Origin of the sequence: Rariglobus hedericola, from assembly GCF_007559335.1 — a bacterium.
Classification (GTDB): Bacteria; Verrucomicrobiota; Verrucomicrobiia; order Opitutales; family Opitutaceae; genus Rariglobus; species Rariglobus hedericola.
The window spans coordinates 846,480-862,565 of record NZ_VMBG01000001.1 but is presented as its reverse complement, the minus strand read 5'-3'; the positions used below and the strand labels follow the sequence as shown (position 1 = coordinate 862,565).

12 protein-coding genes are annotated in these 16,086 nt (G+C 62.0%); 7 read left to right on the top strand and 5 right to left on the bottom strand.

All coding sequences use genetic code 11. The features are described from left to right. The first annotated feature begins 10 nt into the window (after positions 1-10). Together FPL22_RS03870 and FPL22_RS03865 are read left to right on the top strand one after the other, a co-directional pair. Positions 11-988, top strand: coding sequence for a glucose-6-phosphate dehydrogenase assembly protein OpcA (locus tag FPL22_RS03870; protein WP_144228788.1), 978 nt, complete (start codon positions 11-13; stop codon positions 986-988). A gap of 42 nt (positions 989-1,030) precedes the next feature. Further along, entirely contained in the window at positions 1,031-1,762 is a 732-nt protein-coding gene (locus tag FPL22_RS03865; RefSeq protein WP_144228787.1) for a 6-phosphogluconolactonase, read from the top strand. A 62-nt stretch (positions 1,763-1,824) separates the two neighbouring features. Here FPL22_RS03865 and FPL22_RS03860 read toward each other — a convergent pair whose 3' ends face one another. From FPL22_RS03860 to FPL22_RS03845, 4 genes are all read right to left on the bottom strand, one after another. After that, positions 1,825-2,760, bottom strand: a complete 936-nt coding sequence (locus FPL22_RS03860) for a GDP-L-fucose synthase family protein (protein ID WP_144228786.1) — start codon at positions 2,758-2,760, stop codon at positions 1,825-1,827. 12 nt (positions 2,761-2,772) lie between these two features. Next, positions 2,773-3,789: a GDP-mannose 4,6-dehydratase gene (gene gmd / locus FPL22_RS03855; RefSeq protein WP_144228785.1), complete on the bottom strand. Its 1,017-nt coding sequence runs from the start codon at positions 3,787-3,789 to the stop codon at positions 2,773-2,775. Positions 3,790-4,338: 549 nt separating this feature from the next. Further along, complete coding sequence (locus tag FPL22_RS03850) at positions 4,339-5,109, bottom strand: DeoR/GlpR family DNA-binding transcription regulator (protein ID WP_162525181.1); 771 nt, start codon at positions 5,107-5,109, stop codon at positions 4,339-4,341. Between the two features lie 76 nt (positions 5,110-5,185). Continuing rightward, positions 5,186-5,878, bottom strand: a complete 693-nt coding sequence (locus FPL22_RS03845; protein ID WP_144228783.1) for a ribulose-phosphate 3-epimerase — start codon at positions 5,876-5,878, stop codon at positions 5,186-5,188. Positions 5,879-5,973: 95 nt separating this feature from the next. Here FPL22_RS03845 and FPL22_RS03840 point away from each other — a divergent pair, with 95 nt between their 5' ends. The 4 genes from FPL22_RS03840 (at position 5,974) to FPL22_RS03825 (ending at position 10,533) form a co-directional block, all read left to right on the top strand. Continuing rightward, entirely contained in the window at positions 5,974-7,083 is a 1,110-nt protein-coding gene (locus tag FPL22_RS03840) for an alcohol dehydrogenase catalytic domain-containing protein (RefSeq protein ID WP_144228782.1), read from the top strand. A 63-nt stretch (positions 7,084-7,146) separates the two neighbouring features. After that, on the top strand, positions 7,147-8,214 hold the full coding sequence (locus FPL22_RS03835) for a galactitol-1-phosphate 5-dehydrogenase (RefSeq protein WP_144228781.1): 1,068 nt from the start codon (positions 7,147-7,149) through the stop codon (positions 8,212-8,214). 121 nt (positions 8,215-8,335) lie between these two features. Further along, complete coding sequence (locus tag FPL22_RS03830) at positions 8,336-9,250, top strand: sugar phosphate isomerase/epimerase family protein (RefSeq protein ID WP_144228780.1); 915 nt, start codon at positions 8,336-8,338, stop codon at positions 9,248-9,250. Between the two features lie 32 nt (positions 9,251-9,282). Further along, entirely contained in the window at positions 9,283-10,533 is a 1,251-nt protein-coding gene (locus tag FPL22_RS03825) for an L-rhamnose isomerase (RefSeq protein ID WP_144228779.1), read from the top strand. A gap of 75 nt (positions 10,534-10,608) precedes the next feature. Here the strand turns inward: FPL22_RS03825 and FPL22_RS03820 are convergent, their stop codons facing one another. Next, complete coding sequence (locus tag FPL22_RS03820) at positions 10,609-15,114, bottom strand: RCC1 domain-containing protein (protein ID WP_144228778.1); 4,506 nt, start codon at positions 15,112-15,114, stop codon at positions 10,609-10,611. 85 nt (positions 15,115-15,199) lie between these two features. On the opposite strand from FPL22_RS03820, the gene FPL22_RS03815 reads away from it, so the two are divergent. After that, positions 15,200-16,078, top strand: a complete 879-nt coding sequence (locus tag FPL22_RS03815) for a helix-turn-helix transcriptional regulator (protein WP_144228777.1) — start codon at positions 15,200-15,202, stop codon at positions 16,076-16,078. The last annotated feature ends 8 nt before the right edge of the window (positions 16,079-16,086 follow it).

Sequence of the window (16,086 nt, the reverse complement as noted above, 5' to 3'; positions counted from 1 at the left end):
CGCGCCCGCCATGTCCGAGACTTTCCACGCCCTGCCGGGCATCGAAGTCCCCGTTGGCTCGATCAAGCACAGCTTGACGCGCATGTGGGACGACACCGCCAACGAAGGCGGGCCCTCGCCGGCGCGCGATGGTTCCAAGGCCACGCAGGTGAACTTCGTCGTGCAGTTCGGCCTGCGCACCACGGTCGAGGACGCCCAGGAGCAGTTCCAGATCGCGGTGCGTTTTTCACGCCGTTACCCCTGCCGCGTCGTCGTGCTTTGCCCGATGCCGGACGACAGCACCGAGACCGAGATGCGCGCCAAAATCTACGGCGAATGCCATCTCGGCAAATCCAAGGGCGACACCCGTTGCTGCGAGTTCGTGATGCTGAACTATCCGTTCGCGGCGCGACCGTTTCTTGAGGATCAGGTGTCCATCTGTCTTTCGTCGGATCTCCCGCTTTACTACTGGCCACACCGGTTCATCTCGAGCGCGCGCATCGGCCAGTTCCAATACCTGCTCAAGCGCTCGCAACGCGTGCTCCTCGACAGCGCGATCACGCCGGCGGATTCCCTCACGTTCCCCTGGCCCAAGCCGGAGGTCGTGCGCGATCTCGCCCATGCGCGGTTGTTGCCCGTGCGCCAAAGCATCGGCCAGTTCCTCAGCGCGTATGCGCCGGCCAAGATCATCGACGGTCTGCAGCACATCACGCTCAGCCATCAGCCGTCGGTCGCCGCCGAAGCGCGTGTGTTGTCCGTCTGGCTGAAGGCGCGTCTCGCCGACTGCGGCGCCAAGGACGTGACGATCGAAATGCGTGAACGCGCCGACGGCGTTTCCTTCGAATTGTGCTTCAATTATTCGAACGATCATCACTTCCACTGGAACGGTGATCTCGCCCATGGCAGCGGTTACTTCGCAGCCGATTTCGGCACCGGCAAGACAACGCTGCCCACGGCCGTAAGCTTGCTCAGCCCCGAAGCGGCGCTGGGTGAGGCGATGTTTTTCTAAAGAAGCCGGCGACGGCGGATTCAAATCTCAATAAATCGAGCCATGCGTGAAATCACTTCCGACTACGGTCGCATCCTCGTCGGCGCCAAGGCCGACCTTTTCCAACATGCACTCGAGCTCGGTGTCGCCGCACGTCGCCGCACGCCTCACTCGCATTTCCTGTGGGCGCTGACCGGCGGCGGCACGCCCAAGGAATGGTATAACTGGATCGTCGCGGAGAAGAAACTCGAAGCAGGCGAAGCCGGCATGATCGAGTGGACCGTGAGCGATGAACGTCATGTGTTGCTCAGCAGCGCGGAGAGTAATTTTGGCAATGCCGAGCGTCAGTTGCTCGAGCCGCTCTCGGTGCCGACGGATCGCCGTCATCCGTGGATGGTGGCCTGGCCGGTGGCCGAGGCCGCGGAAGCGTATCGCCGCACGATGTTGATTCTCGCCGGCCCTGAACGCACTTATGACGTGTGCTTCCTCGGCATGGGCGATGACTGCCATACGGCTTCGTTGTTTCCGGGCACGCCGCTGCTCAAGGACGATGCCGGACTGATGTTTGGCGGACAGGAAGTGCCGGGCAAAGGCTGGCGCCTCACCATCACGCCGACCGGTCTGCGCCACTGCGGGCTCATCGTCGTGATGACACTCGGCGCGGGTAAAGCCGAGGCGCTGCATCGCGTGATTCGCGGGCCGTATGATCCGATCAACGTGCCATCGCAGATTTTGAAAAGCTGCGCCGACCGCGTGGTCTGGCTGGTGGACGAAGCGGCCGCGGCAAAACTCTAATAAAAAAGCGCGGGCCTTTTCGGTCCGCGCTTTTTTGTGCTCCGATTAATCAGCCTGGGTGCTCAGGTGCGCAGCGTATTGGCGGCGCGCTCGGCCTGGAAAGAGGCGTAGGTCTTTTCGAGACCTTCGCGCAGGGCGATGCGGGCACTCCAGCCTAGGTTGGCCAGTTTGGAGACATCCATGAGCTTGCGCGGCGTGCCGTCGGGCTTGGACGAATCCCACGTGATCTTGCCGGCGAAACCGGTGACCGAGGCGACCGTTTCAGTGAGCTCTTTAATAGTCACATCGGTGCCGGTGCCGACGTTGATCCAGTCGGGCGGATTATCCTGCTTGAGGAGAAACGCACAGGCGTCGGCCAGATCGTCCACGTGAAGGAATTCGCGTTTGGGGGTGCCGCTGCCCCAGGCGACGACCTCGGATTTGCCGGCGGCGCGGGCTTCGTCAAAACGGCGGATGAGCGCGGGCAGCACGTGCGAGTTCTGCGGGTGATAGTTGTCGCCCGGACCGTAGAGGTTGGTGGGCATCGCGGAGTGAAAGAGGACTCCGTGCTGCTTGCGGTAGTATTGGGCGAGCTTGAGGCCGGCGATCTTGGCGATGGCGTAGGCCTCGTTGGTCGGCTCGAGTTCGCCGGTCAGCAGGCAGCTCTCGGGCATGGGCTGAGGCGCATGCTTCGGGTAGATGCAGGAGCTGCCGAGGAACAGCAGGCGCTTCACGCCCTGGCGGTAGGCGCCGTGGATCGTGTTGGCGGCCAGCGCCATGTTTTCGTAGAGGAAGTCGGCGGGGTAGGTATTGTTCGCGTGGATACCGCCAACCTTGGCTGCGGCGATAATGGCCACGTCCGGTTTCTCGGCGGCATAGAACGCCTCGACGGCGGTCTGCGAGGTGAGATCTAGCTCCTTGCGCGTGCGCAGGACGAGCGTGACGCCCGGTTCGTTTTGGAACCGGCGCACGAGCGCGGAGCCGACCATGCCGTTGTGACCTGCGATGTAGAGCTTCACGGCGGACACCGTTTACAGCGGGGGCAATTTTGCAATCTGGGCCTCGCGTTCGGCGAGGGCGATGTCGTGGTCGACCATGATCTCGACGAGCTCTTTGAAGCGAACCTTCGGCTCCCAGCCGAGTTGCTTCTTGGCTTTGGCGGGATCGCCAATGAGGAGTTCGACCTCGGCGGGACGCTCGTAGCGGGCGTCGTATTTGACATACTTTTCCCAGTCCAGACCGGCGCGGGCGAAAGCCACCTGGCAGAACTCTTTGACGCTGTGGGTTTCGTTGGTGCCGACGACGTAGTCATCGGGTTTGTCCTGCTGGAGCATCATCCACATCATCTCGACGTATTCCTTGGCGTAGCCCCAGTCGCGCTGCGCATCGAGGTTGCCGAGATAGATGGAGTCCTGCAGGCCGAGTTTGATGCGTCCGACGGCGCGGGTGATTTTGCGCGTCACGAAGGTTTCGCCGCGGCGGGGCGACTCGTGGTTGAAGAGAATGCCGTTGGAAGCGTGGAGATTGTAGGACTCGCGGTAGTTTACCGTGAGCCAGTAGGCATACATCTTGGCACAACCGTAGGGTGAGCGCGGCCAGAACGGGGTTTTCTCGGTCTGGGGAACTTCCTGGACCTTGCCAAACATCTCGGAGGACGAGGCCTGGTAGTAGCGGACTTTTTCAACGAGACCGGCTTCGCGGATGGCTTCGAGAATGCGCTGGGCGCCGAGACCGACGACATCGCCGGTGTATTCAGGAACGTCGAAGGAGACGCGCACGTGGGACTGGGCGCCGAGGTTGTAGACCTCATCGGGCTGGAGCTGGTAGAGCAGCTTCACCATCTGCACGGAGTCTGCCAGATCGCCGTAATGCAGGAACAGACGGACGCCGTTCACATGCGGATCACTGTAGAGATGATCAATGCGGCTCGTGTTAAAGGTCGAGGAACGGCGGATGACGCCATGGACCTCGTAGCCTTTTTCGAGCAACAGCTCGGCGAGATACGAACCATCCTGGCCAGTGATACCGGTGATGAGGGCTTTCTTCATGAGAGGTGCAAAGTTGCGAAGGGATCAGGTCGCGTGCAAGTCCACAAACGGATGCCCGCGCGAAACCGGAACGGCTGAAAAGAAAGCGATATGCGCAGGCATCTTGCCTTGAATCGAGGTGATACAGACGAATGGCGAAGAGGGAGGGATTCGAACCCATTTTATCCAAAAACAGAAAGCTTTATGGTGTTTGCGACAAATCCGTGGCAAATATTCTCAATAGGAAAATCGCATCGGACTGATACGCATTTCACGTGGAGGCGTGCAGTATTGTTGTGGGCCATTGCGTTTGAAATCGGCACACATTCGTCGTCTATATCAGCGCAGGGGCCGTGCTTCTGCTCGCTGCCAAAGGCCTAGAATTTTTGCGGCCAATAAGCGTAAAAAGATACAATTGATCGCGCGACACGAAGACTGACGGCTACGTAGCAGGCATGTTGGTCGGGATATCGTATTTGGCGCAACCGTGAGGCCTGCGTCACGTGATAATTTCAGTGCCATGTGATTGTTTCCTGTGGTCAGTGAAAATCGCTGGTTTTCCACTTCGGACTACGCGTCCGTGATGCGGACTTTCACTGAGGTGTGAAGATCTGCGGGGAGCGGTGCATCGGTCACCAAGAGTGAGATCTCTTTCCATCCGCAGACTCGCACCATGTCGCGTTTGCTCCACTTGGTGGAGTCGGCCAGCACGATGGCTTGAGTGGTCATGCGGATCATGGCGCGTTCGGCCTCGGCCACGAGTTGGTTGGTGTTGGTAGTTCCTTCCGCATCAAGGCCGCCGCAGGAAAGAAACGCCCAGCGGGTGTGGTATTGGCCGAGGTTGTCCACGGTTTGCGGCCCCAGCAACGAACCGGAGCCCGGGTAGAGCAGTCCGCCGGTCAAAAAAACCTCGGCGCCTTCGCGGGTGGTGCGCAGACGGTCGATGCGGTGGGCGATGAGCAGCGAGTTGGTGATGATGCGCACCGGGCGGTTGGCCAGGTGAGGCGCCATGCAAAGGGTAGTCGTGCCGCCGTCGATCGCGAGGACGTCGCCGTCCTGCACAAGCGCGCTCGCCGCGCGGGCGATGCGCTCCTTGAGCGCGACGTTGAGCGTCTCGCGCAGACCGCTGGGAACCATATCGTCGCTGACCGCCGGGCCCGACGTGTTTTTGCGCAGGCCTCCCCAAGTTTTTTCGGCAGCGCCGCGGGCAACGATTTCGGTGAAGTCGCGGCGGACGGTCGCGGGGGAGATGGCGAAGGAACGGCACGCTTCTTCCAAGGTGAGATCGCCTTGGCGCTCCACCAAGGCTATGAGCGCGCGTTGTCGTTCCAGTCGTTGCATGAGAGCGTGGAGAATGGGATGCGCGGGAGACCGGTCAACATCGTGCAGCGCGCGCGCGCGCACACGCGGATGGTCGTCAGACTTTTGCGGGGACCGCGGTTGCGGCCAGTTCGCGCATGCGGGCGATGGCGGCGGCCTCGACGCGGCCGTTGACGAACAGCGAAGACGTGCCGGCCACCAGGATGTCCGCGCCGGCGGTGACCATCGGCGCGATGTTGGCCCAGCTGACGTTGCCATCGACTTCCACCCGCGCTTTCGCGTTGCCGCAGGCGTTTAGCAGTTCGCGGGCGCGGGTGAGCTTGGGCAGGCAGAACGGGAGCAGCTTTTGTCCGGCGTAACCAGGGTTGACTGTCATGATCATGACTTGGTCGACCAACGGCAGCAGATGTGCGCAGCTTTCGACGGAGATTCCCGGATCGATGGCGATGCCCGGCGACGCCCCCGCCTCACGGATGCGTTCAATCAAGCGCACCGGTTGACGCACCGTCTCGGGATGAAAGCTCACGCGCACGTTGGGAAACCCGGTGAACAGGCCCACGTGCCGCTCCGGCTCCTCGACCATCAGATGCACGTCGAGGGGGACCGGGCAGGCCGCCGCGAGGGCCCGGCAGTAGTCCGGACCAAGTGTGAAATTCGGCACATAACGCCCGTCCATCACGTCGATGTGCAGCCACTCGACGCCACCGGCCACGAAGCTCGCGACGACTTCGTTCAGGGCGAACGGATCGGCGCACATCATCGAAGGAGAAAGCTGAATAGGACGAGTCATCGGACGGGTTGCTTAATGGATTTATGATTGATTTATGATCGATAAGTGCTCTCAATTAAATCATTAATCAATCATTTTAAGCTCTTATTTAAATCATGACCTGTTCCTGCACCTCGTATCACCTTGATAAAGCGGGCGGCGTGTTCACCGCCGTGACTGAGCAACTGCCGGCACCCGGTCCCGGAGAGATTCTCCTGCGCACCCGCCGGACCTCGGTGTGCCAGTCGGATGTGGTGATTCACAAAGTGGGCCTGCCGCGCATCAAAAAGTGGCCCGCGGTGATCCTGCATGAAGCGAGTTGCACGGTGGAGGCAGTGGGCGAGAGCGTGACGAAGTTCGCGCCCGGCGATCTGGTGGGCCTCGGCTGCGACATCCCGTGCGGTGACCGCGCGTGCATTTACTGCGGCGACGAGGGCACCGGAGATTGGACGAGTTGCCCGAACACGCAGGCGACCGGCCACGAGTTTCCCGGCTTTGCCCGCTCGCACGCCATTCTACCCAAGTGGTTTGTCGATCTCGGCCCCATCGTGAAGTTCGCCGCAGGCTTCGACCCTGATTATGCGTGCCAACTGGAGCCGCTCGCGTGCGGTCTCGAAGGCATGACCCGCGTCAACAACTGCATCACGAATCGAGTCGTCGTTTTGATCGGTGCCGGCTCGCAGTCCACCTATGCGCTGCAATGCGCGCAGGCGATGGGTGCGCGCAAGATCATCCTTGTGAACCGCGGCGCGGAGCGCCTCGCCCGAGTGCTGCGCGATTTCGGCGACGAGCGCGTGGTCGGCGTGCGTTGGGACGAAAACGTCGTCGAAAATGTCTTCCGCGAATGCCGTCCCTTCAACGAGCCGCACTTCGTCATGATGAACGCGCCGGCTCGCGAAGGCTACGAGCTCTCGGTGAAACTCATGGGCTACGGCACGGTGCTCGACGCCCACGCCGGCGTGAAGGGCGCGGGTGGCAAGCCCCGCATCGCCCACGAGGTCGATCTCAACAACGAGGTCCACTACAAGCTCCAATGCTACCAGGCCACCCACGGCAGCTCTATGCACGGCGTGAATCTCGCGCACGATCTCCTTAGCAACGGCAAGCTCCCCAAGATCGGACTCATGACCAACGCCTCGGAGCGTTTCCACCACTCGCAAATCGCCGCCGCGATCAAGCGCGCCGCCGACTCCGACAGTCTCAAGGTCATCATTAATTGGGACTGAGCCCCGAACGCCGCCTGTCCGTCCTACTCGCTACCCACTACCCGCTACTCGCTACTTTAAAAAATGCGCGCCCTCGTTCTCGAAGCCAACGGCCAGCTCGTCTATCACGCCGACCGCCCGATCCCGCCTGCGCCCACCGTTGGCCTCGGTGTGGAAAACACCGTCCTCGTGCGCGTCGCCGCCTGCGGCGTGTGCGGCAGCGACATCCCCCGCGCCTTCGACGGAGGCGCGTATCATTACCCGCTCGTGCTCGGCCACGAGTTTTCCGGCGTGGTCGAGACCGACGGACTCACGCGCAAAAAAGGCGACCGCGTCGCCATATTCCCGCTGATCCCAAAACCCGGCGAAAAGGCCTTCGACACGGGCGACTACGCGCAGACGAAACACTACGATTACTTCGGCTCCCGCCGCGACGGCGGCATGGGCGAATTCGTTATTGTTCCCGAGCGCAACCTGCTGCCCGTGCCCGCGCACGTGCCGCTGCTCCACGCCGCCTGCACCGAACCCGCCGCGGTCGCGCTCCATGGCGTGCGCAAGATGCGGGTCCAAGCCGGCGACGACGCAGCCGTTTTCGGCGCGGGTCCCATCGGCAACCTCGTCGCCCAGTGGCTCAAGATTTCCGGCTGCGCGCGCGTCTTCGTCGTCGATGTGGACCAACGCAAACTCGACCTCGTCGCCGCCCTCGGCTGCATCCCGGTGAACCCGAAGAGCGGCGGCGACGCGGTGAAACAAATTCTCGACGCGACCGGCGGCGAAGGCGTGCAACGCGTCGTCGAAGCCGTGGGCCACCCGACGACGTTCCTGCAAGCCACGCAAGTCGCCGCCGCCTTCGGCGAGGTCGTCTTCATGGGCAACATCCACGGCGAGTTCAAAATCGGCGAAAAGGATTTCTCCAGCATCCTGCGGCGCGAACTCACGATCTACGGCACGTGGAACAGCAAGGTCGTTCCCCTTGGCACCGACGACTGGAGCAACGTGCTCAAGTTCATGGATCGCGGTCTGCACATCGCGCCGATGATCAGCGACACACCGACGCTCGAAAATGGCGCGGAGATCATGGCCAGCATCCATGGGCGCAAAGCCTGGCACCACAAAGTCATCTTCAAAGTCAGCCCCGACCTCTGCGGCTGAACTTCCAATCCGATTAACCACGAAACACACGAAACACACGAAAAGGTCCGATCCCTCATTATTCCGACTTTCGTGTATTTCGTGTGTTTCGTGGTGAAAAAAATCCGACCTCCCCTCTCTCATGAAAATCCAACTCGGCCTCAAGACCGACTGCATTGAAACCCGCTACAGCTTTCCTTGGCTCTTCGACCTCCTCGCGGAGGAAGGCATTCAAAACGTCCAGCTCGGCTCCTTCTACGAGCTCTACGTCCTCGAAGATTCCTACTTCACGGACCTCCGCGCCCAGGCCGAAGCACGCGGACTGCGCATCAAGTCCGTCTTCACCGCCCATCGTGAACTCGGCGGCTTCTTCGTCGGCGACGTCCGCATGGAACGCGCCGCTCGCAAAGGCTTTGACCGCCTGTTGGAAGTCGGTGCGCTCGTCGGCGCGGATTACGTCGGCTCCAACCCCGGCGCCGTTTACCGCGACCAGCCTGCTGCGCAAAAAGCCGCCGGCACCGCGACCTACCTGCGCCATCTGAAGGAGCTTTCACGACGTGCCCATCAGCTCGGGCTCAAAGGCATCACCATGGAACCGATGTCCTGCCTAGCCGAGCCGCCGACGACTCCCGCCGAGATGCGCCACTACATCGGCGAGATGCGCGCCGACCACGCGGCGAATCCGGCGATCACCGTGCCCGCCTATCTGTGCGGTGACATCAGCCACGGCCTCTGCGACGCCGATAAAAAGGTCATCCACTCCAACACCGAACTCTTCGCCGCCGGGATTCCGATGATGAACGAGTTCCATTTCAAAAATACCGACGCCATTTACGGCTCCACCTTTGGCTTCAACGCCGAGGAAAAGAAAAAAGGCATCGTCGATCTGGCCGCCTTTAAAGCGCTCTGCGACGCCCACGCCGACGAATGGCCGGTCAACGACGTTGTCGGCTATCTCGAAATAATGGGGCCGAAAATCGGCCGCGACTACAGCGACCCGCACCTCGGCTCCGAACTCCGCGCCAGCCTGCGCGCCATCAAAGAAATCTTCGCCTGAACCACGCTTCCGAACCCTTCACCGATCCCTCCATGTCCACCGCCTATCAATCCGCCAAAGAACAGTTCGCCGTCTGGGGCGTCGATACCGAGGCCGCCCTCGCGACCCTCGCCGCCACGCCCGTCTCCCTGCATTGCTGGCAGGGCGACGACGTCGATGGTTTTGAAAACGCATCCGGCAACGCCGGCTCCGGCTGCGTCGCCACCGGAAACTATCCGGGCAAGGCGCGCAACTTCGCCGAGCTGACCGCCGACCTCGACCAGGTCGCCAAACTCATTCCCGGACCGCTTCGTCTCAACCTGCACGCCAACTACGCCACCGACAACGCCGCCAAGGCGGACCGCGATGCGCTCACCATCGAGCACTTCGCCTCGTGGGTGGATTGGGCCAAACAACGCGGCTGGGGCGTGGATTTCAACCCGACCTGCTTTGGACACCGCCACGCGGCGGACGGTTTCACGTTGTCCAACAAAGACGCCGGTGTGCGTCGCTTCTGGATCGACCACTGCATCGCGTCGCGCCGCATCGGCGCCGGTTTCGGCGCCGCGCTTGGCAAGCCTGCGGTCACCAACATCTGGATACCCGACGGCTACAAGGACACACCGGCCGACCGTTTCGCGCCGCGCGCCCGTCTGCAGGAGTCGCTTGACGCGGTTTTCGCCGCCAAGGTGAACCCCGCGCACAACCTCGACGCCGTCGAAAGCAAACTCTTCGGCATCGGCGTGGAAAGCTACACTACCGGTTCGCACGAGTTTTATCTCGGCTACGCGGTGAAGAACCAGATCGGCTACTGTCTCGACGCGGGACATTTTCATCCGACCGAAAACATCGCGGACAAGATCTCCTCGTTGCTGCTCTTCGTGCCGCACATCCTCTTCCACGTTTCGCGCGGCGTGCGCTGGGACAGCGACCATGTCGTCGCGCTCGACGACGCGACCAAGGACATGCTGGCCGAAGTCGCGCAAAGCGGAGCGATGGACCGCATCGCCATCGGCATGGATTTCTTCGACGCCTCGATCAACCGCATCGCCGCGTGGATCATCGGCGCGCGCAACACCAAGAAGGCGTTGCTCATGGGATTGCTCCAGCCTCGCACGAAGCTGGTCGCGGTCGAGACCGCCGGCGACCTCGCCTCGCGCCTCGCGTTGCAAGAAGACGCCAAGTCGCTGCCGTGGGGCGCGGTGTGGGCGGAGTTCTGCGTGCGCAACAACACGGCGCCCGACGGCTCGTGGCTGCCGGCGGTGAAGGCCTACGAACGCGACGTGTTGAGCGCGCGGAAATAACCGGTTGATTTCGTAAAAAAAGAAGGCGGGCCCAAGTGGGCCCGCCTTCTTTTTTAACCGGTCTCGGCGTTGCGCTTAGTTTCCGAACGACGACCACGTCGAGAGGTGGAAATCGCGGGCGGCCTGGTTGGCCTGCACGTCGGCGGGGAGCTGCGGATTGTCGCGAACGCCGTCGCCGTCGAAGTCGGACACGCGGTAATGCGCGAGGTTGATCAACGAGCCGATCGGTCCGCCGGTGGACGACATCGTCAGGCCCGGGCTGCCCGGAGCCAGCCGGCTGTCGCGCGCGAAGTTGGTGCGCGTGCCCCAGTTCTCCAGGAAGTCATTACGGCCAAGCGAGGCCCATCCTTCGCCATCACCGGGGGTGACCCGATACAGCGCCGGGGTGAAGGTGACGAGTTTGTCGGTTGTATCGATGGCGGTGACGGTGCGCACCACGCCGTCCAGGTTGAACTCCACGTGATCGCCCACCTTGAAATCGGCGAGCGGTCTGCCGCCGCTGTCATAGAGACACACGGTGGTGGAGGTGGTCGTGGACCCGCCCTTGGTGGGATCTTTGATGTAACGCACCGAAGTCGGCATGTTGATGAACTGCGTCGCGAAGCGGTCGCCGATGACGGAATGCTGGTCCTGACCCGTGAGCGAATAGAACCCGGCGACGCCGGTGTTGGCGTAACCGAATGCGCTCCACACGCCCGTGGAGCTGATGCTGATCAAGCTGCCGGCATCGTAGGTGGTCGCGGTGAGCGGCACGGGTTGCAAGAGGTTGCGATTGCCCGTGTATTGGCCCCGGCGGGTGGTGAGACGCCCATACAGCACGTTTTCGATCGAGGAGTTCGCCATCGCGCCCATCAAGTCTAGCCCGGTGGCGAATGTGTTGTTGTTGGTGATGATCGGGTTTTCGTAGTAGTGGAGATCTCGGTCCGCGCCCGCGAGGTTGTTGATGTAGGCGTGGGTGACGACGTTGCCGGCAAAAGTGCCGCCTCCGAGGCCGTTGATCATGATCTGCGGACCGCCCACGATCACGTTGTTCAAGAGGTTCAGGTTTTGAACGCCTGTCTCATATGTTTGGATACCGTCGGCGTGCTGCAGCAGGTTGAAGTGATGGTGGATGTAGTTCTCCGAAATCGTAATGTTGATGCACGGAGTCGAGAGGTTGGCGTTGGAGCTGAGGTCCATGCCGTCGATGTGGTTGTAGGCGATTTCGTTTTGGGTGACGACCGTGTCCGCGCACTGGGTGAGCACGATGCCGAAGTGATTCAAGGTGACGTGATTGTTGCCCACCACGCTCGCGCCGGTGACGTTGCGCAGGTAGATGCCGGCGCCGTTGATGGCGGCGACGCGGTTGCCCTGCCACAAGTAGCCGCCGTTGTCGTGAACGACGTTCCAGAGGATGCTGACGTTCTGGCAATTCGTGGCGTTGATGCCGTTGCCTGCGCCGGAGATGCCCTCGACTTCGAAGCCCATCACCACGACATCGTGCACGCCATAGACGGTAATGCCGTTGTTATAACCATTCCGCGACTGGGTGTTCGCCAGCTCGGCGAAGTTGTGCGGCCAATAATAGACCTTGTAGGTGCCGTCAGGTTGGGCGACGACGGCCCACTCGCCGGGGCGATCCACCAGCTGGCGCCGGTTTTTGATGATGTAGGGCGCGTTCGGGCCGGTGGTCACCGATCCCGCGAACTTCAACGTGCCCGCAACCGGGTCGTTCTCGAGGATCATGCCGCCGACGTTGGAGTCGCCGTTGAAGTATTGAACATAGCCGCCGACGAGATCGCCGACTCCGACCAGGTGCGCGGTGTCGGTGATGATGGAATAAGCCGCGCCCGAGGAGTCGGTGCCCGTGGTCTTCGACTGCCAAGTCCACAGGCCCGTGCCCACGTTGGGCGCCTGCGCCATGAGCCGCTCGCTGCGGCCGACATAGAAGGTGTCGGGGTATTTATTGGGAGGAGTGGGGCTGGCGGAATTCCACGTGCCGACATTGGCGACGTAAACGCCGCCTGAATCCAGCGTCCAACCGGTGATCGCCTTGAAACCGGAGACGACCACGCGTTCACCCGGCATGCCGCGCAAGATAAACGGATTTGCCGGAGTGCCGGACTTGGCGCCGCCGTAGGTGCCGTTGAGCGAGACGGCCTCTTTGTAGGTGCCGGCCCGCACGGTGATGCGGGTGTTGGTGTCGGAGACCAGTTTGGATTTGGCGATGGCGGCGGCGATTGTCTGGAACGGCGCGAGGTAGGTTCCGGTGCCGCCGGCAGGCGCGGCTTGATCCACCCAGAGGCCGGAAGTATCCGTGAAGCTCACGAAGGTGGCCTGGACCGGAGTCGTGGAGTAACCGAACTGCCCGTTGCCAAGCTGGCCGTAGAGGTTCGAACCCCAGGCTGACAGGGTGCCGTCGGAGTTGATCAGCAAGCCGTGGTTGCCTCCGCAATCGCCGGCGTTGGGAGCGGTCGTGGAGGACGCGGCCACGAGGCCGGCGAGCTGTTTAGGAATGCGCTCGTTGGAGAACGACGAGTTGCCGATCTCGCCAAACGCGTTTGAGCCCCAGCCCCACACGGTGGAGTCGAGCTTTACGGCCATAGTGTGGTTGTTATGCGCGGAGAGAGATGCCACCGAGCTGATCGTGCTGACGGCAACCGGCGAGAGACGATTGGCGGTGGAGTTGTCACCGAGCTGTCCGAAGGCATTGCCGCCCCAGGCCATCAGGGTGCGATCATTCATGATCACTGCGGTGTGACCGTCACCGGCGGCGATACTCAAGGCGGCGGTCGCGAGCGGCACCTGGATGGCGTAGCTTTGTGACGTGGTGTTTCCGTTGCCCAGCTGGCCGCTGCTATTGCGGCCCCAGATCCAGACGGTGCCGTCGTTTTTCAAAGCGACGGTGTGGTGCGCACCGGCGGAGATTTCGATAATGCCGGTAAGCGGTCCGCTGACGGTGGCGACTTGCGCCGCCCTGGTGCGGTTGGTCGTGGTGCCGTCGCCGAGTTGGCCGTAGTTGTTGGCGCCCCAGGTCCATACGGTGCCGTCGGTTTTCAAGGCCGCGCTGTGCGACGCGCCGGCGGCCACCATTACGGCGTTGGTCAACGGTGCGCTCGCGGTGAGAACCTGCACGGGTTGATTGCGCTGCACGGTGGTGCCGTCGCCGACCTGTCCGTTGGTGTTGAGGCCCCAGCCCCAGACGGTGCCGTCGGTTTTCACGGCGGTGGCGTGATAGGAGCCGGCAGACATCGTCTGCACGTTGGTGAGAATCAACGTGACCGTGGGAATACTGGCGTTGACGACGCTGTTGATGCCGAGCTGGCCGTAAACATTCTGGCCGAACGCCCAGAGCGTGCCGTCGTCATCGAGCGCGAGGCTTGAAAACATACCGGCGCTCACCGCCTTCAGATTATCGAGGCCGGGAACGGTCACGGGCGCCCAGCTGGAGCCGGCGCTGCCGCTGCCGGTGCCGAAGGTGCCATAGGAATTGTCGCCGAGGCCGTAGATTTTTCCATCGGTGAGCATGACCATCGTGCGGTTTCCGCGGGCGGTGACCGCCTTGATGCTGGCCAGGCCGGTCATCTGGATCGGTGTGCGGCGATCTGTCAGGGTGCCGTCGCCGAGCTGTCCGTTGAAATTGTAGCCCCAGCTCCAGGCTGTTCCGTCGCTCTTGATCGCGACACTGTGGTATCCGCCGCCCAATACAGCGACGACGTTGGTGAGCGAAAGGGTTGGAGTCGCGACCAGGCGCTGAGTGGCGGTGTTGTCGCCGACCGCGCCATACAAGTTGTAACCCCAGGCGCAGACCGTTCCGTCGGACTTCAGCGCGAGGCTGTGGGCGGAGCCGGCAGCCACATGGGAGACACCGGTCAACGCTCCCGTGGCGGTTACGACCTGCACCGGCGTGTTTTGCTGCGTCGTGGTGTTGTTGCCCACCTGTCCGTTGACGTTGTGGCCCCAAGCCCAGACGGTGCCGTCGTTCTTGCGGGCGAGCCCGTGCAGCTGGCCGGCCGCGATGGAGGTGATTCCGGTCAGGCCGGTCGGCATCGCGCGGTTTTGATTGAGGGTGCTGCCAATGCCGAGTTGGCCAATGCTATTCACGCCCCAGGCCCAAACGGTGCCGTCGCTTTTCAGCGCGAGGGTGAACTGCTCGCCGGCGGCGATCGCGCTGATGCCGGTCAACGTGCCGCTGCTCGTGAGCACTTGGACGGCCTTGGTTTGCTGCGTGTTGTTACCGTTGCCCAACTGGCCGTAGAGATTGCTGCCCCACGTCCAGACGGTGCCGTCCGAGGCGAGCGCCACGCTGTGCGTGCCGCCGGCGGCGACGGCGGAAATTCCCGTGAGCGGGCCCGATGCTTTTTGAACCGGAACGGCCTCGGTGCGGGAAAGCGTGGTGCCGTCACCGAGCTGTCCGTTTGTATTCAATCCCCATGACACGACGGCGCCGGTGTCTTCGTTGACGACAACGGTGTGGTTTCCGCCGGTGGTGATTTGAGCGAGGGCGTGGGATGCGCCGGCGATTTGGAGAAAAATCGCGGCTGCGAACAGCGGGCGGCGGATGAATGATTGCAAGCGGACACAACAGATGGGTATTTTCATGGGGTTTTAGGGGTGCGCGACCGTAACAGGCCCGGGCGCATTCCGGGAATACCCTGGCTGAGCAAAAACATGTTCACTTTGAGCAATGAACCGCGCGTGCACCCATCAGTTTTTTGACCTTAATTTACCTCTGAATCCGCTCGGTCGAATCGAGTCCGGAGTAATCATCCGCAATGGCACCGGCACCGGGTTTTCCCGGATGCGCCGGTGGGCGCAATATCAGCTGGTTTTGATCCTCGAAGGCGAAGGCGTTTATCGCGATTCGGAGGGGCGGGATTTCGCCGTGAAAAAAGGCGACCTCTTTGTGACGACGCCGCACGTTGCGCATCAATATGGTCCGCAAGACGGAAAGGTGTGGGACGAACTCGCCATCGGTTTTTGCGGAAAGCTTTTCGATCTCTGGCAACAGACCGGCCTGCTGCATCCGCTGGAAAAACCTTACATCCTCACACCGTTCGAGAAATGGTATCGGGAACTGCGGGAACTTCTGGTGCCCAACCGCCTTGAGCGGCAGCAGCCGATCCGTCACCTCATCCGGCTGCAGACTCTTTTGGAGGATCTGGCATTCGACCAGCCGGCGAAAGTCGCGCATCAGCCGGAGTGGTTGGCGACCGCGTTGGGCATGATTGACACGCCGGATCTGACACGACCGCCGACGGTGAACGAACTTGCCGAAGCCTGCGGGCTCGGTGTGCACACATTCCGAAGGGAATTCGCCCGGCACACCGGAGTGGGGCCGGTTGCTTATGTCCACCGGATCAGAATGGAAAGAGCCCGCAGCCTGCTCACTTCTACGGACCTGCCGATCAAGGTGATCGCGCAGCAACTCGGCTTCAGTGACGCTTTTCATTTTTCCAGCGCATTCAAGAAATACGCCGGGTGGAGCCCGAGGAGTTTCAAGGAGGAATTCCTGCGGGTGAACCCGCACTTCGGAGCAAATAACGATAACTCTCATCCGGCGTAACTTCGCAA